At 62.1% G+C, this 20513-nt stretch carries 21 protein-coding genes; 6 read left to right on the top strand and 15 right to left on the bottom strand.

Translation table 11 applies throughout. The features are described 5' to 3' along the window. Nucleotides 1–53: 53 nt before the first annotated feature. From GVN17_RS06200 to GVN17_RS06155, 10 genes are all read right to left on the bottom strand, one after another. A complete protein-coding gene (locus tag GVN17_RS06200) occupies nt 54–677 on the bottom strand; it encodes an isochorismatase family protein (protein ID WP_166594362.1) in 624 nt (207 codons plus the stop codon). Next, a complete protein-coding gene (locus GVN17_RS06195) occupies nt 677–1720 on the bottom strand; it encodes a 2,5-dihydroxypyridine 5,6-dioxygenase (RefSeq protein ID WP_166594361.1) in 1044 nt (347 codons plus the stop codon). Before GVN17_RS06195 ends, GVN17_RS06200 begins: the two co-directional genes overlap by 1 nt. Then, complete coding sequence (locus GVN17_RS06190) at nt 1707–2558, bottom strand: alpha/beta fold hydrolase (RefSeq protein WP_166594360.1); 852 nt, start codon at nt 2556–2558, stop codon at nt 1707–1709. The genes GVN17_RS06195 and GVN17_RS06190 overlap by 14 nt, the downstream gene beginning before the upstream one ends. Nucleotides 2559–2618: 60 nt before the next feature. Continuing rightward, complete coding sequence (locus GVN17_RS06185) at nt 2619–3854, bottom strand: FAD-dependent monooxygenase (RefSeq protein WP_166594359.1); 1236 nt, start codon at nt 3852–3854, stop codon at nt 2619–2621. 101 nt (nt 3855–3955) lie between these two features. Continuing rightward, on the bottom strand, nt 3956–4915 hold the full coding sequence (locus tag GVN17_RS06180) for a PDR/VanB family oxidoreductase (RefSeq protein WP_166594358.1): 960 nt from the start codon (nt 4913–4915) through the stop codon (nt 3956–3958). Further along, nucleotides 4902–5960: an aromatic ring-hydroxylating dioxygenase subunit alpha gene (locus tag GVN17_RS06175; RefSeq protein ID WP_166594357.1), complete on the bottom strand. Its 1059-nt coding sequence runs from the start codon at nt 5958–5960 to the stop codon at nt 4902–4904. Before GVN17_RS06175 ends, GVN17_RS06180 begins: the two co-directional genes overlap by 14 nt. 224 nt (nt 5961–6184) lie before the next feature. Then, on the bottom strand, nt 6185–6886 hold the full coding sequence (locus GVN17_RS06170; protein ID WP_166594356.1) for a TetR/AcrR family transcriptional regulator: 702 nt from the start codon (nt 6884–6886) through the stop codon (nt 6185–6187). A 128-nt stretch (nt 6887–7014) separates the two neighbouring features. Next, nucleotides 7015–7707, bottom strand: a complete 693-nt coding sequence (locus GVN17_RS06165; protein WP_166594355.1) for an RES family NAD+ phosphorylase — start codon at nt 7705–7707, stop codon at nt 7015–7017. Continuing rightward, nucleotides 7701–8105 (bottom strand): antitoxin Xre-like helix-turn-helix domain-containing protein, encoded by a 405-nt coding sequence (locus GVN17_RS06160; protein ID WP_166594354.1) that lies wholly within the window; start codon nt 8103–8105, stop codon nt 7701–7703. The genes GVN17_RS06165 and GVN17_RS06160 overlap by 7 nt, the downstream gene beginning before the upstream one ends. A 102-nt stretch (nt 8106–8207) precedes the next feature. Further along, on the bottom strand, nt 8208–8909 hold the full coding sequence (locus GVN17_RS06155) for a CerR family C-terminal domain-containing protein (protein WP_166594353.1): 702 nt from the start codon (nt 8907–8909) through the stop codon (nt 8208–8210). A gap of 98 nt (nt 8910–9007) precedes the next feature. Between GVN17_RS06155 and GVN17_RS06150 the strand changes: the two genes are divergently transcribed. Genes GVN17_RS06150 through GVN17_RS06140 form a run of 3 tightly spaced genes read left to right on the top strand, consistent with a single transcriptional unit; the run spans nt 9008 to nt 13114 of the window. Beyond that, on the top strand, nt 9008–10117 hold the full coding sequence (locus tag GVN17_RS06150; RefSeq protein WP_166594352.1) for an HlyD family secretion protein: 1110 nt from the start codon (nt 9008–9010) through the stop codon (nt 10115–10117). Further along, the gene (locus tag GVN17_RS06145) at nt 10110–11687 is read left to right on the top strand and encodes an MDR family MFS transporter (RefSeq protein ID WP_166594351.1); all 1578 of its coding nucleotides are present in this window, start codon (nt 10110–10112) and stop codon (nt 11685–11687) included. Before GVN17_RS06150 ends, GVN17_RS06145 begins: the two co-directional genes overlap by 8 nt. Continuing rightward, nucleotides 11687–13114 (top strand): efflux transporter outer membrane subunit, encoded by a 1428-nt coding sequence (locus GVN17_RS06140; protein ID WP_166594350.1) that lies wholly within the window; start codon nt 11687–11689, stop codon nt 13112–13114. Before GVN17_RS06145 ends, GVN17_RS06140 begins: the two co-directional genes overlap by 1 nt. Nucleotides 13115–13130: 16 nt before the next feature. Here GVN17_RS06140 and GVN17_RS06135 read toward each other — a convergent pair whose 3' ends face one another. The 3 genes from GVN17_RS06135 to GVN17_RS06125 all read right to left on the bottom strand — a co-directional run bounded on the left by GVN17_RS06135 (nt 13131) and on the right by GVN17_RS06125 (nt 16012). Further along, nucleotides 13131–13457 (bottom strand): hypothetical protein, encoded by a 327-nt coding sequence (locus tag GVN17_RS06135; protein ID WP_166594349.1) that lies wholly within the window; start codon nt 13455–13457, stop codon nt 13131–13133. A 296-nt stretch (nt 13458–13753) separates the two neighbouring features. Then, entirely contained in the window at nt 13754–14680 is a 927-nt protein-coding gene (locus GVN17_RS06130; protein ID WP_166594348.1) for a carbon-nitrogen hydrolase family protein, read from the bottom strand. Between the two features lie 9 nt (nt 14681–14689). Then, entirely contained in the window at nt 14690–16012 is a 1323-nt protein-coding gene (locus GVN17_RS06125; RefSeq protein ID WP_166594347.1) for an MFS transporter, read from the bottom strand. 93 nt (nt 16013–16105) lie between these two features. On the opposite strand from GVN17_RS06125, the gene GVN17_RS06120 reads away from it, so the two are divergent. From GVN17_RS06120 to GVN17_RS06110, 3 genes are all read left to right on the top strand, one after another. Next, on the top strand, nt 16106–17029 hold the full coding sequence (locus tag GVN17_RS06120) for a LysR family transcriptional regulator (protein ID WP_166594346.1): 924 nt from the start codon (nt 16106–16108) through the stop codon (nt 17027–17029). Between the two features lie 140 nt (nt 17030–17169). Beyond that, on the top strand, nt 17170–18231 hold the full coding sequence (locus GVN17_RS06115) for a nitronate monooxygenase family protein (protein ID WP_166594345.1): 1062 nt from the start codon (nt 17170–17172) through the stop codon (nt 18229–18231). 7 nt (nt 18232–18238) lie between these two features. Next, complete coding sequence (locus GVN17_RS06110) at nt 18239–18814, top strand: LysR substrate-binding domain-containing protein (RefSeq protein ID WP_371928509.1); 576 nt, start codon at nt 18239–18241, stop codon at nt 18812–18814. 223 nt (nt 18815–19037) lie between these two features. On the opposite strand, the gene GVN17_RS06105 is transcribed toward GVN17_RS06110, so the two are convergent. Both GVN17_RS06105 and GVN17_RS06100 read right to left on the bottom strand, forming a co-directional pair. Beyond that, the gene (locus GVN17_RS06105) at nt 19038–20024 is read right to left on the bottom strand and encodes an alpha/beta fold hydrolase (protein ID WP_166594343.1); all 987 of its coding nucleotides are present in this window, start codon (nt 20022–20024) and stop codon (nt 19038–19040) included. Nucleotides 20025–20272: 248 nt separating this feature from the next. Continuing rightward, the gene (locus GVN17_RS06100; protein ID WP_166594342.1) at nt 20273–20506 is read right to left on the bottom strand and encodes a 4-oxalocrotonate tautomerase family protein; all 234 of its coding nucleotides are present in this window, start codon (nt 20504–20506) and stop codon (nt 20273–20275) included. Between the last annotated feature and the right edge of the window lie 7 nt (nt 20507–20513).

The following is a 20513-nucleotide window of genomic DNA, read 5'->3' as shown; positions in this document are numbered from 1 at the left end:
AACGGGCAGTTAATTAAATAGCAACGCGTGTGCCAGATTGGCTTGTTGTAGGGTCAGGCGTTGTCCAGCAGCGCCAGCGCTTCGGTCATCGGCTTGACCACGGCGTACTTCTGCGCCAGGTCGAACAGGTTGGCGTCATGGGGGCCGATGGCTCGATCGCCCACGCAGTCACTGACCACCAGGGGCCGGAATCCGTGGTTCAGCGCGTCGAGCACACTCGCCCGCACGCACCCACTGGTGACCGCGCCGGCCACCAACAGCGTGCGCACGCCCCTGAACGTCAGCCATGCGGCCAGATCGGTGCCGAAGAATGCCGACGGCAGGGTTTTGCGCACCACCAGCTCGCCTGCCACGGGGGTCAGCTGCGCCACAATGGCGCTGCGGGGTGCGTGTTCGGTCAGCGTCAGCATCGACGGCACCTTGAGCGAGAACACGTTGGCGTCCGCCCCGTCGTCGGCGAAGACGATCCGCGAATGGGCAACCGGCCAGCCCTGTGCCCGTGCGTGGGCCAGCAAGTGTTCGGTCTGCGAAATGGCCTCGGGGATGTTGCCGCCGCCAAAAATCTCGGGGTCGGCAAAGCCTTCCACCAGATCGACGATCAGCAACGCGTAAGGCGCGGGCAATGCCATATCGGCACCGAAGCCCTGACGTTGGTAGCTTTCAAGATCGTTGCTCATCACAGCGGCTCCTCGTTGATCACCTTGCCTGCCTCGACCACCACCCGGTCATCCAGTGAAACCGTGCAGCCGCGCAGGGGAATGTCGATGTGACACGCCGTCGTGCGCGACCCGCCCGCCTCGTTGTTCGGCCCCAGTGAAAACAGGAAATTGCCCTCGTACGCCCGCGCATCCATGCCGATGTGCGCCTCGCGATCCAGCAGCCCCAGCGTTGACCAGCGCGCCCGGGGTTGCAGCCCCCAGCCGATGTGAGAAATGGCGTAGGCCTCCGGGTCGGCGAAGCTTTCCATGTAATCGCGCAGCAATGCCGCGTCGACGCCGCCTTCGATGCCCGTGGCGTAGCCAGCCTCGACGGTCAGCACGATGGGGTCCTGCACATAACTTTTGTGCGGCAAGAGGATGTCGCCCCGGTCGATGACGATGGTGCCGCTGGCCTGCAATTCATTGGGCCAGGTCAGCACGAAGCCGCTCGGCCAGTGATCCCAGCGCCCCGGTGCATCGACAAAGCCGTATTCACTGATTGCCGGAAACTCGCCCAGCGGACAGGACAGTGACGTTCCGGCAGGCGACGTGACGGTCATCCGGCTGGCCTGCTCGATCTTCGCCGCAGCGGCCATGACCCGCGTGCGATCCGCTTCGGTCGGCACCATGCGCGCAAGAATTTCCGGCGGCTCGACCGCCAGCAGGATCTTCGTGCCGCCAGCGAGAATGCCGTGCTGCTCGGGAGAGAACAGCAACGTCATCAGGTCCAGCACCAGGTCGCTGGCTTTCAGGGCGGCCATCGCTGGCTTGTTGCCGGTCAACGGCGTGGTGCCGAGATAGGCCAGCGGGTCGCGGCTGAGGGAGCGTTCGCCATTGACCGGGGCCAGGTCGAGACGGCTGATCACCGCGCCCAGCGATTGGCACGCAATCTGCGCGGTGCGCAAGGTTTGCGGGTGGGTGTCGGCGCCGGTGAGGATCGTCACGGCTTGCCCCGCTTGCAACTTCGAGAGGCGCAACACCTGGGTCCAGGCCTCGATCATCGTGAAATCACTGACGGCCATGATGTGCGCCCTCCTCGCTCAATGACGCACCAAGAAAATCCCCCAGCGCGGTGTAAAAACCTTCCTCGTTGTCCCACGGAATCATGTGACCGGCATCGGCGACGCGCACATGGGCCAGCGTTGGCAACAGCGCCTGGCATTCGGCGACGTCATCGTCCTTGACCACCTCGCCCCTGGCGGCCGTGACCAGCAACGCCGGGCAATCAATGGCGGCGACGTTTTCCACCACCGTGTCTTCGTGAAAGCCGTTGAAACTGGCGAGGATCGCCCGCTCGTCACAGGTGTGTAGCCACTGGGCACGCAAGGCCAATTGAGCCTCGGTCCAGGTGGGGCAAAAGGCGCGCATGTCGGCGGCGCTCATGCCGACCTTGGCCTGGCGAATCGAATCGATGTACCACGGCAGGTGTGCCGGATAAGGCCGACGCCCCGGCCCGGAAACAGGCGGGTCCACCAGCACCATCCGGGTCATGCCATCGGCGCCGGACGCCTTGGCCCTCAAGGCGATTCGCGCACCCATCGAGTGACCGACCACGCTGTAACGCTCGAAGCCCAGCGCGTCGGCGACCGCGACCAGATCGGCTGCCTGAGCGTCGAGGCTGTAATCCAGCGCGTCACCGGATTCCGAAAGCCCGCGCCCGCGCACGTCCAGCACGTAGGTGTCGAAGTGGCTGGCAAAGCGCTCGGCGACAAAGCCCCAGGTGACCGCCGGGCTGGTGATGCCCGGCACGATGATCACCGGGTCCAGCCCCTCGGCTGCACCCTCCGGCGGCCCGTAACGCAAATAATGCTGGCGAATCCCGTTGGCGTGCACGTGGCCGCCGTAGCGAAGATGACTCATGGCATGACCTCTCCCGTTATCGTTCTGTCCGATCTGCAATCGTTGGCTGTGCAACGACGATCAGGCAGGGATTTTCTGCGCCAGTGGGAAACGGGTTTCGCAGTCCCGGGCGTCGTATTCGTAGACCCAATTGGCCTGAATCCCCACGGCATTCGGGTTGAGCAACTGACGCCAGCGGTAGGCCATGTCGCGCTTGAGCTGCGACCACGCCGACGGCAAGTGATAGGTGCGCCCGCGCTCCCGTGCTTCCAGTTGAACCCGGCTGGTGCGCGGCAGGCGTTCCAGTTCGTAGGCGCGCAGGGCCTGCTGCAATTGGCGCGGGCCGTGATACGCCAGGGACTGGGCCAGCACGTACCCGTCTTCGATGGCCATCGCCGCGCCTTGGGACAGGAACGGCAGCATCGGGTGCGCGGCGTCGCCCAACAGCGTGGCGTTACCCTTTGACCAGGTCTTCATCGGGTCTCGGTCGAACAGGCCCCATTTGAAGATCGCGTCGGGGTCGGTGCGCTTGAACAGCTCGATCAAGTTCGGGTGCCAGCCTTCGAACCCGGCGAGCAATTCCTGCTGCGTGCTCTTGGCGTTCCACGATTCCTCGACCCATGATGGGTTTTCGTTCACGGCGACGATGTTCACCATCGACCCGCCTTTCACGTAATACGTCACGACGTGGCCTTTGGGCCCCATCCAGAAGCTCGAATCCGGGCTGACAAACGGCAGCGGGTGTTTATCGACGTTGACCAGCGCACGCCAGCACATGTGGCCGGTGTAGTTCGCCGCCTCTTCGCCCCACAGTTGCTCGCGAATCACCGAACGCACGCCATCGGCGCCGACGATCAAGTCTGCCTCGAATTCCGAGCCGTCTGCGAATTTCGCCACGGCAGTGTTGCCCAGCTGCTGCAAACCCACACAGTGAGCGCCAAACGTGGCTTGCCCCGGCTTGATGTCGCTCGCCAGCGCGGCGTGCAGGTCGGCCCGGTGCACGTGATAAAACGGCGCGCCGTACAGCGCCGGGCAGGATTCTTTAAGCGGCGTGCGAAACAGTTCGCGGGCGGTTTTCCAGTTGCGCCCCACCATGGCGTCGGGCAGAAAGCCGATTTTTTTCAGCTGATCGTCCAGCCCCAGTTCACTCAGCACCTTGACCGCGTTGGGGGTCATCTGCACGCCCGCGCCGACTTCGCCGAACATCGGCGCACGCTCGAAAATCCGCGCTTCGATGCCACGCTGTTCGAGGGCTCGGGCCAAGGTGACGCCGCCGATACCGGCGCCGATGATGCCGACTCGCAATGCTCTGTCCACGGGTGTTCCTCCTGCCGCGCAAGAAAGTTTCGCGCTGGCCTCTTGTAATAATTGATCAACCAATTAATTAACCGGCGAAAAAAACGCCGGGCATTCCAGCGCTACAGGTCGAGTACCAGGCTGTCGCCAACGCCGCGCGAGCAGCAGATCATCATGCTTTCGCTGCGCTCCCGCTGCTTGGGGGTCAGCACCGTGTCGCGGTGTTCGACGTGTCCGCCAAGCACCTTGACTTCACAGGCGCCGCACACCCCTTCTTCGCAGGAATACGCCACGTCGACACCCGCCGATTCACAGACCTGCAACAGGCTCAGTTCGGCAGGCACTGTCAGCGTCAGCCCCGAGCGTTGCAGGCGTACCTGGAAGCTGTCGCCGGGTTGCAGCGCATCCGTCGTCGCGCTGAAACGCTCGCGATGGGTGTTAGCTTCTGGTCGGTCCAGCGTCAGTCGGTCAAACTCATCGACCATGCCTTGCGGGCCGCAGCAATACAGCTGAGCGCTGTTGGGCAAGGTCGCGATCACGTCCTTCAAACGCGGCGGCGCAGCCCCGCCGCAGCGGGTGTGGAACAGCTGCACGCCTTCGGTTTCCTGACACAGCGCTTCATGGAACAGCATGTGTTGCGCGCTCGCCGCCCAGTAGTACAGAAACACCGTGCGCCCGCTGGCCTTCAACTGCCGGTACATCGAGATGATCGGCGTGATGCCGATGCCGCCCGCAAACAGGTGAAACGCCTCGTCGCTGGGCATCAGCGGGAAGTGATTGCGCGGCGCCGACACCTCGTACGTCGCGCCCACCACCGATTCGAAATGCAGCTTGCGCGAGCCACCCTTACCCACCTCAGCCAGTTGCACCGCAATCCGGTACTGGCTTGGCTCGGTTGCTGGCCACAGCAACGAATACTGGCGCAGCAGGTCCGGGGCCATCGCCACGTCCACGTGAGCACCCGGCTCGTAGGGCGGTAGCGGTTGCCCGTCGAGGGATTCGAAGGTGTAAAGGTTGATGCCCGGCGCGCCGTATTCGATGGCGCGCAGCCGCACAATCAACAAGCCGTCAGATAACGCCATATTGGATGCCCTTGTTGCGCAACCAGGTGCGGTAGCGCTGGCCCATGAGGTCGGTGCGATGGTGCAGTTCGTAACGCAGTTCGGTGGGGATGCGCTCCGGACGCTGTGTTTCGACGATGTCGCGGTCCTGGCCAAATACCACGTCGGCGCGGGCGCGCACGGCGTCGGCGTCCGGTCGCGGGTTGACGTCCATGGCAGCGCACACCCGCACGATGCAATTCACCGCATCCAGCGGCTGCACGGTGAACAGTGTCGCGAAGGTGTCGGATTTGTCGCTGATGACATTGCCTTCGGCGTCGGAGTCCTGGGTGCGTTTGGAGAAGTAACCCACCAGCGGACGGAACGCGTGGTAGGTGTAGAACGCCACCAGCGGCTTGCCCCGCGCATCGCCCCACGGCTGGAACACACGCACTTCGGAAGAACGCAGGCCGGTGTCGACCTCCTCCACGGTGTATGGCTCCAGACGATCGGGTTTGTCCATCACGCCGTTGAGGCCGGCGTGCACGAACGGAAAGTGCGACGCATCAATGAAGTTTTCCACCGCACGGAAACCGTTGGCGGCGTATGGGTACGGACCGCTGTGGACCTTCATGAACACGTCGTTGTCCCATTCCGGGAACACTGGAATGTCCGAAGCGGGTTCGCCCAGACAAGTCCAGACGAAGCCATAACGCTCCACCGCCGGGTACGGAAAGGCGCGGGCTTTCTTCATCGGTTTTTCGTCCGGCGCGGCAGGCATCAAGGTGCAGGCGCCGCTGCCGTTGTATTCCCAGCCGTGGTACGGGCATACCACCGAGTCGTTCTTGATCCAGCCTTTGGACAGACGCGCGCCACGGTGAATGCACAGGTCTTCCCAGACGTGAATCTGATTGTCGGCGCTGCGCCAGACAATCAGCTCGCGCTCCAAGAGACGCACGGGATAAATAGTGCCTTCGACGAAATCAGTGCTGTAGCCCACGACGTGCCAGTCATTGAGCAGCACCGGGTCCTGGCATCCGTCTGCGGCGGTGACCGGTTGATGAGAGGAAACGGCAATCAGGTTCATCACGACTCCTTTGCTTTTCTGGGTGTAACCACTCAAAAGCTGTAATTAATTAATCAACCTTTTAATTAATAGATAGCAGAAGCTGTGCCAATTGCTAAAAAATGTGACAACTACCTGATTCTTATGGATTTTCTATTTAAGCCGTCGATTCGTCGCCGTTACGCTCCGCACCCGTTTGGGGAGTCGCTCCCCAATCTGGTGCCGTTTTACCCACCTGTAACCCGTTACGCCGACATCCCGCCCACCACGAAACTGGTGACCTGCTGAATCAGCGATTGCCAGTCTTCGGGGTTGTATTGCCCGTCCGGCAGGCGCTCTTCCATGCGATGGCTGTCCGAGAACGCATATAAGTACGTGCCCACCATCAAGGTGATGCGCCAGTTGGCGTCCAGATCGCTCAACCCCGGCACGGCATCTTTCAAGGCATCGACGTAACGTTGCGTGGACGTGCCATAGGCTTTGTCCCGCAACGCGTAGGAAATATTAGGCGGCTCAGTGTGAAGTCGCGCCTGTAAACGAAGGAAATGTCGCCCCTGCACGGACGTCCTCAGCACTACGGTCGGCAACAGGAACGCCTCGACAATCGCCCGCGCGCCCGGTACCTGGCCTTGGGCTTGCAGCGTGTCGAGGTTTTTCAGGCGCTCATCGGAGATCGCGCTGCCGCGTCGCAGGAACACCTCTTCGAACAGGCCGTATTTGGAACCGAAGTAATAGCTGATCAGCGCCTGTGTCACGTTGGCGTGTTGGGACACTTCGCGCATGGTGGTGCCGGCGTAGCCCAGGTTGGCGAACAGCTCCTCGGCGGCGTCCAGAATCACGTCGCGCAAGTTGCTGGCGCCTTCGGGGCGTCCCGGGCCTTTTCTGTTGGTCTTGGCCTTCCCTTCAGGAGAAGCGGCCTTGCCACGACGGCCAATGATTGTCTGCATGGGTACGGGTTACCTTGAGCGGCCAAATTCGATGTCGGGAGAGGCCCATTGGGGCCTCTGAAAGCCGGAGCCCACAAATTAATTGATTAGCTCTTTAATTCCTAGCAGCGATCATGCCAGTGGCTCGTTCACGCCCCGGACAAGCGACTCACGCTGGTAATCCGCCCGTTCCAGATCATTTCGTAATGCGCGCTCTGGTGGATCGAGGCGACGTGCCGAGGCGTGAGCAGCCCCCAACACACATTGCCCGGCGAGCGAACCGAGTGATAACGCAGCCCCGTCACGCTCTTGTGTTTGAGGGCCGCACCCAAGGCACGGGACGCGCTGTAGTCGTCAGGGGCGTAAATTGGGTGGGAGGACGGGAGCACGGTGGCATCGACGCTGCCAACTTCGCGAAAACGGCAGGACAGGCTGCGGAACACGAAACGCTCGTAGTTGAGGTCGGCAACACGGGACCAATACTGCTGCTGGTGATGCCGTACTTCCGCGACGGCGGTTTCGACAGTGTCTGCCAGGTACAACACCCCGAACTCACCCGCGCTGAAACGCGAACCGTCGGCATTGACATGAGTGAACGGCGCGGTGGCGTAGGAGCAGCCGGGAATGCCGAAGGGGATGTCCTGACGAGGAATCAGCTCCAGTCTGCCGACCTCATTCAACAGCCGGGGATTGGTCATGGCCTGGATCTGAAACAGGGTATCGAACTCCTCCGCATCGGCCACGTCGTTGAACAGGTCGATGGGCGGGTATTTGGAGTTGACCAGTCGGTGGGCGAGCCGTTTTTCATCCGGCAGGAGAGGCAGGTCGTCCAGACTCACCATTGGGCGCCCCGCAGGGCGTCGATCCGGCGGAAGGTTTCGTAGAGGGAAATCATGTCGCCCTGAGCCATCACGTCCAGTGGCTTGCGGCCGTTGAAGAACGCGTTGTGGTTGTCCATGGACGGAAAGCCGTAGACGTTGTCCGGGTTGTCGAACAAGGTGCGCAGCGCGGCGTGAATGTTCAGCACGAAACTGATGCGCTGCATCTGATCGAGGTCCAGCGCCACGGACCACTCAGCGTCGTCCTGCCGAGCCCGGGTGTAGGTGCTGCGGGAAATGCGCAGCATGCGACAGGCCTGATCGCCGGAGGCCTTCCATTTGTCGAGGATCCGCAAGGCGGTGCGCAGGCCCACGACGCCTTGGGATCGGGAAAGTTGCGGTTGTTGCAGCGGCAGACTCATCACAGTGCCCTCCTGATCTATAGACGCTAATGTAGACCCAATGCGTCTATAGATGCAAATTATGGCGAACCTGTCCGACGAGCGTTCGAGGTTTCAAGGCCGCTACGCGTCCCTCTGCCTGACCAGTCCTTCAAGGGTAAAACGGGCTTGAGTCAGCACCACATCGCGCACCAGCTCCATTTCCTGCTGATCGATGGCGGTCCAGTTCAGCGCTTCCAGCAGCTTGGGTTTCTGCACCCGGAAGGCCAGCCCCTGGGTGAACAGCGCCATGGAGTGGATGATCGTGCGCTCATCGTCGACGGCCAGCCCGGACAGGCGCGCGATCAATTGCCGGATGACCACGCCAATGCGTTTTTTGAAGCGGTCTTCGAATGCGTTCGTGGCCCCTTCCGGGCACAGCCCGGCCTGATGCCGGTCGAGAAACGCACGCCAGGCTGTGGTTTGTGGGCTGTCCTGAATCGTCGAAACCACCGCGCTCAAAATCCCCAGCGACACCTCAATCAGCACCGGATCGCCAGCCGCTTCGTCGGCCAGAGCCGTCTCGGCCGCTTCGACCGGGTCGCCCATTTTGCGCCACAGCAGCGTGATCAGATGCTCGACGCAGGCCAGGTAAACGCCCTCCTTTCCGTCGAAGTAATACTGCAAAGCCGGGGAATTCAGGCCTGCTGCGGTGGCGATATCACGGGTCGAGGCGCCGTCGTAACCACGCTCGCCAAACACTGCGACGGCGGCTTCGATCAGGCGGGCGCGGGTCTCTTCACCCCGTTGGTAACCCCCTTCGGCGGCAGGTTTGTGTCGTGCCATGTGCTGCTCCTTTTCAGTGACCGCCAAAATATACCGATTGACAAAAAATGGCGAAGAAACGAATTTATATCACCTGATACAAATTCGGAGTTGACCTGATGTCCGTTGCACAACCTACCCCTCAGGTCGCCCCTGAAGAAACCGCCACCGGCCAACGTGGCAAAGCCCGACGCATTCTGCTGACCCTGGGCTCCGTCGCCCTGCTGCTCGCCGTGGGCTGGGGCGTGTGGTGGTGGCTGCATGGCCGTTTCATCGAAACCACCGACGACGCCTATCTTCAGGCCGACAGCATCAGCGTCGCGCCGAAGATCAGCGGCTATGTGGGTGAAGTGCTGGTGGCTGACAATCAGCCCGTCAAGCGCGGTGACATTCTGGTCCGGCTCGATGCCCGCAAATACCAGGCGGTCAGCGACGAAGCCTCGGCGACCATTGCCGCGCGCACTGCGGATCTGGCGAAAGCCGAAGCCGATTTGGTGCAACAGGACTCGACCATCGCCGAAGCCCAGGCTCAGTTGCAAGGCGCGCAAGCCGATGCCAAACACGCGCAGACCGAAGCCGCCCGTTATGCGCCGCTGGCCCGATCAGGCGCCGAACCGGAAGAACGCCTGGCGCAACTGAACAACGAACTCGCTCAGGCCCGCAGCAACGTCGCCGCCAAGCAGGCCGCCTTGCGCTCCAGCCAGACCCGCTACGGCACGCTGCAAGCTCAACTCAAACAGGCCCAGGCGCAATTGGGCGTGGCCAAGGCCAGCGAGGCGCAAAGTCAGCTGGACGTGGACGACGCAGTGATCCGCAGCCCGCTGGACGGCCGCGTCGCCGACCGGGGCGTGCGGGTGGGTCAGTACGTTCAGCCCGGCACGCGGTTGCTGACCGTGGTCCCTGTGAATGCGATTTACCTGACCGCCAATTACAAGGAAACCCAGATTGGCGAGATGCGCGCCGGTCAGAACGTGGTCGTGCACGTCGATGCCCTGCCGGGGCGCGACCTGCAAGGCCACATCGACAGCCTCGCCCCCGGCACCGGCGCCCAGTTCGCGCTGTTGCCACCGTCCAACGCCACCGGCAATTTCACCAAGATCGTGCAGCGGGTGCCGGTGCGGATCGCGCTGGACGTGACCGATGACGTGCGCCCTGCCCTCGTGCCCGGCCTGTCCGCGACGGTGGACGTGGACATTCGCACCGCCAAGGCAGACGCCCATCATGGCTGATGCCGCTGCCCTTCCGGCCATCGCCGAGACACCCCGCAACGCCTCGTTGACCGACTGGATCGCCGTCGCGGCGGGTTCGTTGGGGGCGTTGCTGGCAACGCTGGACATCTCGATCACCAACTCGGCGCTGCCGCAGATTCAGGGGCAGATCGGCGCCACCGGCACGGAAGGCACCTGGATCGCCACCGGTTACCTGATGTCGGAAATCGTCATGATCCCCCTCGCCGCCTGGCTGACCCGCGTGTTCGGCCTGCGGCGTTTTCTGATCGGCACGGCGCTGATGTTCACCTTCTTCTCGCTGTTCTGCGGCCTGTCATCGAGCCTCGGCGCGATGATCGCCGGGCGCATCGGCCAGGGTTTCGCGGGGGGCGCGATGATTCCCACGGCGCAGACCATCGTCCGCACGCGCCTGCCGCCGCATCAATTGGCGATCGGCACCACGCTTTTCGGCATGACCGCGATTCTCGGTCCGTTGATGGGGCCGGTGGTGGGCGGCTGGCTCACGGAAAACATCAACTGGCGCTGGTGCTTTTTTCTCAACCTGCCCATCAGCATCGCACTGATCACCCTGCTGCTGACCGGTCTGCCCAGCGAGCGCATGAACCTGGAACGCTTCATCAAGGCCGACTGGCTGGGCATCATCGGCCTGGCGATGGGGCTGAGTTCGCTGACCGTGGTGCTGGAGGAAGGCCAGCGTGAGCACTGGTTCGACTCGCTGCTGATCGTCTGGCTGAGCCTTGCCACGCTGCTGGGTTTCTTTTTGATCGCGGTGGGCCAGGTCCGCTCCAGTACGCCGATCCTGCGTCTGCAACTGGTGCTCAACAGCAGCTTCGGCAGTGTCTTGCTGATCGCCACGGCGGTGGGCGCCGGGCTGTACGGCACGGCGTATCTGGTACCGCAATTCCTCGGCATCCTCTCGGGCTACAACGCCGAGCAGTCGGGTTCGATCATGCTGCTGTCAGGCATTCCGGCGTTCTTCCTGATGCCGATCCTGCCGAAGATGCTGGGGCGTTACGACCTGAGGCTGATGGTCGGCGCGGGGCTGCTGCTGTATTGGGCCAGCTGTTTTCTCGACACCGAACTGACGGTTCAGAGCGTGGGCCACGACTTCACCCTGTCGCAGTTACTCCGAGGGTTCGGCCAGATTCTGGTCATGCTGCCGTTGAGCCAACTGTCGATGCGTTCGGTCGAGGCCAAAGACGCGGGCGACGCCGCCGGGCTCTACAACATGTCGCGCAACCTGGGGGGTACCCTCGGCCTGGCGCTGCTCGGTGTGTTGATGGACCGACGCAGTCACTACCACGACGACGTGCTGCGCGAAGGCATTCTTGCCAACAGCCAACTGGCGCAGGACCACATGGCCAGTGACACCGCCCGATTTCTGGCCCAGACCGGCGACCCGTCCACCGCCCAACTCCAGGCCTTCGCGCAACTGGGCAGCGACATTGCGCAGCAGGCGTCGGTGCTGGCCTACAACGATGCTTTTTATGTGCTGGGGATGGCCATGCTGGCGTGCTTCCCCCTGATCTTCATCCTGAAAAAGCGCGCCGCGCAGGCAGGTCCACGATAATGATTCCCCGTTCATTCCCCCTCCTGCTGCTGTCCGCTGCGCTGTTGTCGGCCTGCACCGTCGGCCCGGATTACCACGGCGCACCGAACGTGGCGCCGAAAACCCTGGCGGCCGGTCAACTCCCCCACGCGGACACCCACGCCGCCCCGGAACCCGCTGTCGCCCAGTGGTGGCAGTCGCTTGGGGATACGCAGCTCAATGCGCTGATCAGTCAGGCGATGCAAAACAGCCCCGACATCGCCACGGCTCAGGCACGGCTGCGGCAATCTCGCGCCAGCCTCAAAGGCGCCGACGCCGAGTTGCTGCCCAAAATCAGCGGCGATGCCGCAATGCTGAAACTGCGCTCTCCTGACACCTCTGTATTAGGGGGTGACAGTGGCGGCGGTGGTCGTGGGCCGCTGACGCTGTACCTCGCCGGGTTCGACGCCAGTTGGGAGGCCGACCTGTTCGGCGGCTCACGTCGCGCCATCGAAGCCGCCCAGGCCGAAGCCGAATCGTCACAGGCCCGGCTGGCGGACGCGCAGGTGCAACTGGCGGCAGAGATCGTGCAAACCTACGCCGACCTTCGCGACCAACAGGCGCGTCTGGCGCTGGTCGAGGCCAGCGTGGCCATCGAAGATCAGGCGCTGGACCTCACGCGGCAACGCCGCAGCCGGGGCGTGGCGTCGCAATTGCAACTGGAGCAAGTGCTGACCCAGGCCGACAACACCCGCGCCCAGCGTCTGCCGCTGCAAGCCTCAATTGTCGAATCGGTGGACCAGTTGAGTCTGCTGTGCGGGCTGGAACCCGGCGAACTCGACGACAACCTGAACACCGCGCAACCCATGCCGTCGATCCCCAGCCAAGTGCCGTTTGCCGACCCGGCGGCGATTCTCAAGGCGCGCCCTGACATCCGCGTCGCCGAACGCGCCCTCGCTTCCAGCAACGCACAGATCGGCGAAAAGAAAGCCGACTGGTTCCCGAAGCTCAGCCTGACCGGTGACCTGTCGTTCTCCGCGGCCGACCCCGGCCACCTTGCGCGCAAGGAAAACGGCACGTGGCTGTTGTTGCCGCGCCTGACCTGGAACATTCTGGATTTCGGGCGCGTGGCCGCCAGCGTCGAAGGCGCCGAAGCCGGGCACGACGAAGCGCTCGCGCAGTATAAAAGTGTGGTGTTGAGTGCCTTGCGGGATGCGGACGTGTCACTGGCGCGCTACGGCCATCAGCGGGAAAACGTCGTGCTGTTGCGCAACGTCGAGGCCTCCGCCGTACGCGCCGCCGACCTCACCCAGCAACGCTATCGCGCTGGCACCGCCAGCACGCTGGACTGGCTCGACGCCGAACGCACCCGCTACCAGGCGCAGGAAAGCCGAATTTCCGGTGATGCAGCGCTGCTCAAAGATTTCGCCGCGCTGCACAAATCGCTGGGACTCGGTTGGGTGCTATAGACCGTAGCGGGCTGAATCACACGCAGTCTTTGGCGGCCTGCCCCACGCCCGACGACAGCAGGCTGCGTTCGTAGATGAACACTTTGCCACCGCTGCCAGCCTTATAGGCTTCGATCACGTTGTCGGCCGCCAGCGAGCTGGACATCGTGATTCGGTAGTGGCGCTGGGTCTGGGACAGCAACGGGCTCAGCGAATGACTTTGCAGCTTGGGCACCACGCAGGCCGCGAACTGCTCCGGCGACTTGCTGGTTTCCAGGGTCAAGGTGGGTTCGTTGGGCGCAGAAGCACAACCGGTTAACACGGCGAAAGCCGTCAGGGCCATCGAAGCAAGGGTCAGACGCATGGGGGATTCCTGTCATTCGTGCTGCCCCAGCGGGCAGCTTTTCTAATGCAGGCCATTGTCCAGATCGGGCGTCATAACTGAACTTGTAATCTTTGATGCTGACTATCACCGTTAACGATAAACAGCTTGTCACCCGCTGAGCCATCTGCTCAGGAGATAACCACCATCGCGTAATTTCGTTACGGCCTCCACGCCCGTATCGCGTAGCCTGACCAAGTCCCTTTGCCCTCAGAAGACGCCTGAAAACGATGCGCAATCCTCATCTCAAGCGCCTTCCCCTGTCGCCTCATGACGGCTTATTTAAAGCTCACCGCACGCATCGCCTTGGTGTTGACCTGCAACTCGAACACGTCGGGCCGCGAGTAATGGCCGCAGACATCGAAGTCCAGGTTGGATTTGTTCAGCATTGCCAGGTCGACGTCGGCGTACAGCTCGGTTTCGGTGTCGAACACCGGCCCCGCGAGCACTTCACCCATGGGGCTGACGATCATGCTGCCACCGCGCATGATGTATTCGTCGGCGTTGAATTCCAGACCGAACGCTTCCTGATAGCTGTGCGGGTACTCATTCAGCTTGATCGCCTGGCAGGCCGACAGCACGAACGCTCGTCCTTCCAGCGCGATGTGCACCATCGAACTGCTCCAGCCCTTGCGGTCATCGGCGGTCGGTGCGCAATAGAACTGAGTGCCTTGGGCGTACATCGCCTGCCGCAGCGCCGGCATGTAGTTTTCCCAGCAAATCACGTTGCCGATGATGCCGATGTCGGTGGGCACCGCCTCGATGGTCGAGCCGTCACCAAACCCCCAGATGATGCGTTCCTGGCCAGTGGGCATCAATTTGCGGTGATAGCTGGCAATGCCTTTGCCGGGCACGAACGTCACGGCGGTGCAGTACAGGGTCCGCCCGAAACGTTCGATGATGCCCATGACTGCGATCACGTTCACCTCAGTCGCGCACTCGGCGATGATGGCCAGCTCGGGCCCGTCCAGCGCAACGGCGCCTTCGAAATATTCGTTGTAGAGGTCCCGGCCATCGATGGTCCGGTTACCGACGACGCTGCCGAAACTCTGGCCCTTGGGATATCCGCCGATAAAGGCTTCCGGGAAGACCGCCAGCCGCGCGCCTTGGCTGGCGACGCGGTGCAAAATCTCACAGGCCTTTTCGGCGCTGGCCACGGGGGCGAACGGAACGGAAGAGGCTTGTACAACGGCGATACGGGTCATGCTGTTCTCCTAGTACGCAGAAATGTTGTTGTCTTTGGTTTCTGGAAGGGTCACCAGCAACACGGCAAAACACAGGGCCGACACTGCGGTGAGGTAAAGCGCGGGCATGTTGACGTCGCCGGTGGCCTTGATCAGCGCGGCGGCAATGAACGGTCCGGGGCCTGCCAGCGTCGCCAACGCCAGGTTATGGCCCAATGCGGCGCCGGTGGAACGAATGGAGGCCGGGAAGACTTCCACCAGCAGCACCACGTCCATGACCGCCGTGATCGCCACCAGAATCGCGAACACCAGCAAGGCTGTGATGATCAGCGCGGTGCTGCCACTGTTGAGCATCCAAAAGATCGGGTAGGCCATGACCGTCAGGCCCGCAGCGGAAAACAGCACCAATGTGCGGCGGCCAATGGCGTCGCTGATGCGGCCAATGATCGGGTTGACGATGCAGTACACCACCAGCGCGGCGCTGCACAGCCACAACGCGGTGCTTTTCGGCAGGCCGACGGCGGTGACCAGATGGTTGTTGGCGTAGGTGATGAAGTAATACAGCGACACCCCGAACAGCGCCGAAAACGCGTACGTGGTGATGAACGCCTTGCGCTTGGCCGCGCGGGACGGCAGCGACACATGGGCAGACTGACGTTGTTTGACCAGTTCTTCGTAGACCGGGGTGTCGCCCAACTTGCGGCGGATGAACACGGCGATGCCGGTCATGACGATCGAGACCACGAACGGCACACGCCAGCCCCAGGCCATCAGTTGCGCGTCCGTCAGGTTCGAGGACAGCATCGCCGCCGTAAACGTGCCGACCAGAAACGCCAGCCCGGCGGTGCCGGTGATCACGCTGGCAGCTGTGGCCCGGCGGTGGCTCGGCGCGCTTTCGACGATGTAGATCCCGGCGCTCGACCACTCGCCGCCGACCATCATCCCCTGAATGAAGCGCAACGCGATCAACAGGATTGGCGCCGCGATGCCAATGGCCTCGTACGAGGGCAACAGGCCGATGATCGTGGTGCAAATGCCCATGCCGAACACCGTCACAATCAACACGGCGCGACGACCCAGCCGGTCACCCAACGGCCCCAGCACCAGTGCGCCCAACGGGCGGGACAGAAAGCCGACAGCGAACACGGCCAGGGACGAGAGCAGCGAAACCCCCGCTGCGGTGGAGGGAAAGAACAGCGTGCCGATGATCCCGGCGAAATATCCGTAGATCGCGAAGTCGAACCATTCCATGAAATTGCCGATGCCGACGGCGATCGCCCGCTTGTTGATGTCGACCCGTTCCGTGTCGGAAGCCGACGCTTCCCTTTGTGCCGAATGTTGTGCCACGCTCATTGGACTGCCCCTTTGGTTGGTCATTTCTGGTTATGTGTGTCGTGCGGGGGCATCGTGAAATGGCCAGGGAGCGGTGACAAACGATTAGGAAATATGAGCCGGATTAACGTACGTAATATCGCGCGCATGGACCTGAACCTGCTGCTGACGTTTCACTGCCTGATGACGGAACGCAGCGCCACGCGGGCGTCCGCCGTCTTGCACGTGACTCAGGGCGCGGTGAGTTCGGCGTTGCGCCGTCTGCGCGAACACTTCGGCGATGAGCTGTTCGTGCGCACCAGTGCCGGGATGCAGCCCACACGCAAGGCACTGGAGATCGCGCCGATGATCACCGAGGCGCTGTCCACCGTGTCTGCGCTGCTGGGGTCGGACACCTCGTTTTCACCCGAGGAATCCCATTACGTCTTCAACCTCGCGATGTCGGACGACCTCGAAGCGTTTCTTGCACCCCGGCTCGTCGGTGCCGTGTCTCAGGAACGGCTCGGCATTCGCTTCGCCTTTCACCAGACCAACAGTTCGCTGTGGAAGAACGCGCTGCATGATCCGGCGATGGACCTGGTGATCTGCAGCGAGCCGAAGGATTTCAGTACGCAATACTCGTCACAGGTGCTGTTTTCGTCGTCCTATTCCTGCCTGTACCGGCCAGGAGCAGGCGAATCGGAGCCGCTGGAACTGGACGATTATTTTGCCGCGGAACACGTGCGAATCTGCTTCGACGGACGACGGGGGTTCATTGATGACCTGTTCGAGGCGGCGGGCCACACGCGCAAGGTGACGGCGTCGTTCACCCACTTCGCCGGGGCGCTGACGACGCTGTTGAGCACCGACGTGGTGGCGACGATTCCGACCTTTGCGGCGCGCAGTTTCGCCCAATACATGCCGCTGACGACCTGCCCGGTGCCCCTGGCCGTGCCGTCGTTTCGCTGCTTCATGGTCTGGGACATCGCCAAGCAGGACAAACCCCAGCATGAGTGGATTCGCAGCTTCATCTCCCAGGTCACGAGGGAGCTGAAATAGCGGGCGAGAAGACCCCTGCAACGCGCGACCCGCCGTGCTTTTCTGCACACCCGTTGCGCACCGACGACACGAGTCCGGGCATTCTGTTCCGATCAGGCCTGGACGTCTGAACCCTTGATTCGAACCACCAGGAGTCACCCATGAGCCACCGCATCCTCGACCTTTTCGGTATTGATCTGCCCATCATCCAGGCCCCCATGGCGGGCGCGACCACCGCGAAAATGGTCATCGAAGCCAGCAATGCGGGCGGCCTGGGTTCCCTGCCGGGGGCGATGCTCTCCATTGAGCAAATGACCGCCGCGCTGGATGAGATTCGTGGGCAGACCCGCAAGCCGATCAACCTGAATTTTTTCTCCCACGTCGCGCCCGCCGCTGATCCAGTGAAGCAGATGGCCTGGCGATCCAAACTGGCGCCCTATTATGTCGAACTGGGGTTGGACCCTGCCGAGCCGATTCCCTCCTCGGCGCGGGCACCCTTCGATGACGCCTATTGCCGTGTCGTCGAGCAGTACCGGGCCGAGGTGGTGAGTTTCCATTTTGGCCTGCCGGATGAAGCGCTGTTGAAGCGCGTGCGCGCCACCGGGGCGAAAATCATCGCGTCGGCCACCACGGTCAAAGAAGCGCAATGGCTGGCCGAGCGTGGTGTCGACGCGGTGATTGCCATGGGCTACGAAGCGGGCGGTCATCGGGGCAACTTCCTGACCCACGACATGGCCGCGCAGGTCGGGCTGTTCTCGCTGGTGCCGCAGATCGCGGACGCTGTGTCGATCCCGGTGATCGCAGCGGGAGGCATTGCCGAGGCGCGGGGTGCGCGGGCGGCCTTCGCGCTCGGTGCCGAAGCCATTCAGGTGGGCACCGCGTACCTGTTGACGCCGGAAGCGAAGATCAGCGATTTCCATCGTCAGGCCCTGTTGAATGCCGACGACGACAGCACAGTACTGACCAACCTGTTCACGGGCCGTCCGGCGCGGGGCATTCTCAACCGCCTGATGCGCGAAATCGGCCCGCTGTCCGAACACGCCCCGGCCTTTCCCACCGCAGGCGGCGCGCTGATGCCGTTGCGTGCAGTGACCGACAAGGCCGGGGTCTCAGACTTCACCAACATGTGGGCGGGCCAGTCCTTCAGGCTCTCGCCACAGATGACCACTGCTGAGCTGACCCGTCACTTGGGCGGCGTGGTGTTGAACCTTTCCGGAGCCTAAGCGGTGGATCAAGGGCGCGGGGATTCAACCCATCGAGCGGCTGGCCAGGCTGCCGGTGATGTACCCGGGCCTCGACATTGATCTGGCCACCGACCTGCGCTCGGTCAGCCTGGAACGGCATCAGGCGGACATCGCCGTGCGCATCGGCAAGCCACTGGATGGCAATTTCATCGCCAAACCACTGGGTCGACTGGCCTTCGGGTATTACGGCACGGACGACGTCTGCCGCGCCGTCGAAGCCGGTGGCGATCCGAAATTCATCAGCTTCGATGAAGAAAATTCGGACATGCCAGAAGCGTTGTGGCTCGCCCGCCACTTCCCGTCCGCACGGGTGCCGTTTCGCGCCAACAACCACATTGCCCAGGCCACGGCGGCCCGGTTCGGATCGGGGCTGGCGCTTGTGCCTCATTACGTGGGGCGACAGGAACCGACGCTGCGGCTTTGCCAGTTGAAGAGTGCCCCGCCGCCCAGGGAGGCATGGCTGTTGATACGCCCGCAGGATCGCAAAGACTTGCCCATTCGGGCGGTTGCGGATTACCTGATGGAGACCTTCGAGCAGGAACAGGGGTTGTTTCTGGATTAGGCACGGCGGCTTCTTGCCGCGTATGGCCGCGTCGCCATGAAGGCTCGGGCCTGACACAGGACTGCGGAAGCGGCCTGAATAACCTCATTAAAACCTTTGGGCAAGTTAGGGTTTATATGAAGAAACCCAACCGACGCCCATAAAAAATGGCGACCACAATGGCCGCCATTTTCACGTTCTGCTTTAGCTTCAAGTGTGTCACTTGACCCTCGAAGCGGCCGCCTTACTTGCGCTTGACGTTATGGTCGAGGAACTGAACGATCGCCGCGCCTATTTCATCGACGTGAGTTTCCAGTGCGAAGTGACCGGTATCGTAGAAACGAACATCGGCATGTTTCAAATCCCGCTTGAAGGCTTCTGCACCGGGTGGCAGAAAGAACGGATCATTCTTGCCCCATACGGCCAGGAGCGGCGGCTGGTGTTCGCGGAAGTACTTCTGAAACTCGGGATACATCGCGACGTTGTTACGGTAATCGCGAAACAAATCCAGTTGAATTTCAGCGTTATCACCGCGAGCGACATGCGCGGCATCCATCAAGTACGTTTCCGGTGCGACCACACTCGGATCTTGCGTGCCGTGCGTGTATTGGTCCCGGATGGCATCTGTCTCAAAGAACGGACGCAATGCATCGCGGTTCTGCTGCGACGGGTCTTTCCAGTATTTCTGAATCGGCGCCCAGCCATCGCTCAAACCCTCGACGTAGGCGTTGCCGTTCTGGGTGATGATCGCAGTGATGCGCTCAGGGTGGGCTTTCGCCAGACGCCAGCCCACCGGTGCACCGTAGTCGAACACTTCCATTGCATAGTGCTTCAGGCCGAGCTGTTCCGTGAACTGATTGATCGTGTTCGCGATGTTCTCGAACGAATACACATAGTGATCCCGGGCCGGACTTTCGGTCAGACCGAAGCCTGGGAAATCCGGCGCAACCACGTGATAGCGCTTGGACAGGATCGGGATCAGGTTACGGTACATGAACGATGAAGTCGGGAAACCGTGCAGCAGCAAAACAGTGGGGTTGGCTGGATTACCGGCCTCACGGTAAAACACTTTCACGTCGTTGACTTGCACGTAGCGGTAATGCACTTGCTGAAAGGATTGAACACTGGACGTCATGGTTTTCTCCGTGGCCGCCTGAGCGGTTGTGATGCCTGAACCGACGGCGATCGCCGCACTGGCGCACATGGCCGCCAGCAATTTATTGAACGTCATACGTTGTGATCCTTGATAGGTAAACAGGAGGTCAGCATGGGGCGTTCCCCCTGCAGGCCTGCGTTGAAGTGGGTCCATCCTTGCATACGAAGAAGTAACCTGTCAAACAGGTTAATTCAGGTTATTTTCTATAAACGAACAGGAAAATGCAGGCGCAGGAGGGAGCTACACACGGGCAGCCGTGCGCACCATGAACCTGGAAAGAGGAATGAAACAAGACGTCCCTGTCTTGCGGGCATGCCGTAGCGTCAGGACGTGCGTTTGAGGCTGTCCCGGTATTCTGAAACCGTGACACCGCCGACACCCCAGCTGTCGAGGTCGACCTCGTCAATGACGACGAACGTGGAATCGAGCGGCTTGCCCAATACGTCGAGCAACAACTGGCTGACGCCTTGAATCAAGGCTTTTTTCTGTTCCGGCGTGGTGGCACTGGCACCGGGCGAGGTGCCTTCCCGGGTGACTTTGATGTTGACGTAAGGCATCGATTCA

The organism is Pseudomonas sp. SLFW (genome assembly GCF_009905615.1).
Classification (GTDB): domain Bacteria; phylum Pseudomonadota; class Gammaproteobacteria; order Pseudomonadales; family Pseudomonadaceae; genus Aquipseudomonas; species Aquipseudomonas bambusae.
This window is presented reverse-complemented; position numbering and strand designations above follow the sequence as displayed.

Coding starts and splice junctions, on each gene's coding strand:
- GVN17_RS06200 (WP_166594362.1), bottom strand. CDS start 677: ATGAGCAACGATCTTGAAAGCTACCAACGTCAGGGCTTCGGTGCCGAT.
- GVN17_RS06195 (WP_166594361.1), bottom strand. CDS start 1,720: ATGGCCGTCAGTGATTTCACGATGATCGAGGCCTGGACCCAGGTGTTG.
- GVN17_RS06190 (WP_166594360.1), bottom strand. CDS start 2,558: ATGAGTCATCTTCGCTACGGCGGCCACGTGCACGCCAACGGGATTCGC.
- GVN17_RS06180 (WP_166594358.1), bottom strand. CDS start 4,915: ATGGCGTTATCTGACGGCTTGTTGATTGTGCGGCTGCGCGCCATCGAA.
- GVN17_RS06175 (WP_166594357.1), bottom strand. CDS start 5,960: ATGAACCTGATTGCCGTTTCCTCTCATCAACCGGTCACCGCCGCAGAC.
- GVN17_RS06170 (WP_166594356.1), bottom strand. CDS start 6,886: ATGCAGACAATCATTGGCCGTCGTGGCAAGGCCGCTTCTCCTGAAGGG.
- GVN17_RS06165 (WP_166594355.1), bottom strand. CDS start 7,707: ATGGTGAGTCTGGACGACCTGCCTCTCCTGCCGGATGAAAAACGGCTC.
- GVN17_RS06160 (WP_166594354.1), bottom strand. CDS start 8,105: ATGAGTCTGCCGCTGCAACAACCGCAACTTTCCCGATCCCAAGGCGTC.
- GVN17_RS06155 (WP_166594353.1), bottom strand. CDS start 8,909: ATGGCACGACACAAACCTGCCGCCGAAGGGGGTTACCAACGGGGTGAA.
- GVN17_RS06150 (WP_166594352.1), top strand. CDS start 9,008: ATGTCCGTTGCACAACCTACCCCTCAGGTCGCCCCTGAAGAAACCGCC.
- GVN17_RS06145 (WP_166594351.1), top strand. CDS start 10,110: ATGGCTGATGCCGCTGCCCTTCCGGCCATCGCCGAGACACCCCGCAAC.
- GVN17_RS06140 (WP_166594350.1), top strand. CDS start 11,687: ATGATTCCCCGTTCATTCCCCCTCCTGCTGCTGTCCGCTGCGCTGTTG.
- GVN17_RS06135 (WP_166594349.1), bottom strand. CDS start 13,457: ATGCGTCTGACCCTTGCTTCGATGGCCCTGACGGCTTTCGCCGTGTTA.
- GVN17_RS06130 (WP_166594348.1), bottom strand. CDS start 14,680: ATGACCCGTATCGCCGTTGTACAAGCCTCTTCCGTTCCGTTCGCCCCC.
- GVN17_RS06125 (WP_166594347.1), bottom strand. CDS start 16,012: ATGAGCGTGGCACAACATTCGGCACAAAGGGAAGCGTCGGCTTCCGAC.
- GVN17_RS06120 (WP_166594346.1), top strand. CDS start 16,106: ATGAGCCGGATTAACGTACGTAATATCGCGCGCATGGACCTGAACCTG.
- GVN17_RS06115 (WP_166594345.1), top strand. CDS start 17,170: ATGAGCCACCGCATCCTCGACCTTTTCGGTATTGATCTGCCCATCATC.
- GVN17_RS06105 (WP_166594343.1), bottom strand. CDS start 20,024: ATGACGTTCAATAAATTGCTGGCGGCCATGTGCGCCAGTGCGGCGATC.
- GVN17_RS06100 (WP_166594342.1), bottom strand. CDS start 20,506: ATGCCTTACGTCAACATCAAAGTCACCCGGGAAGGCACCTCGCCCGGT.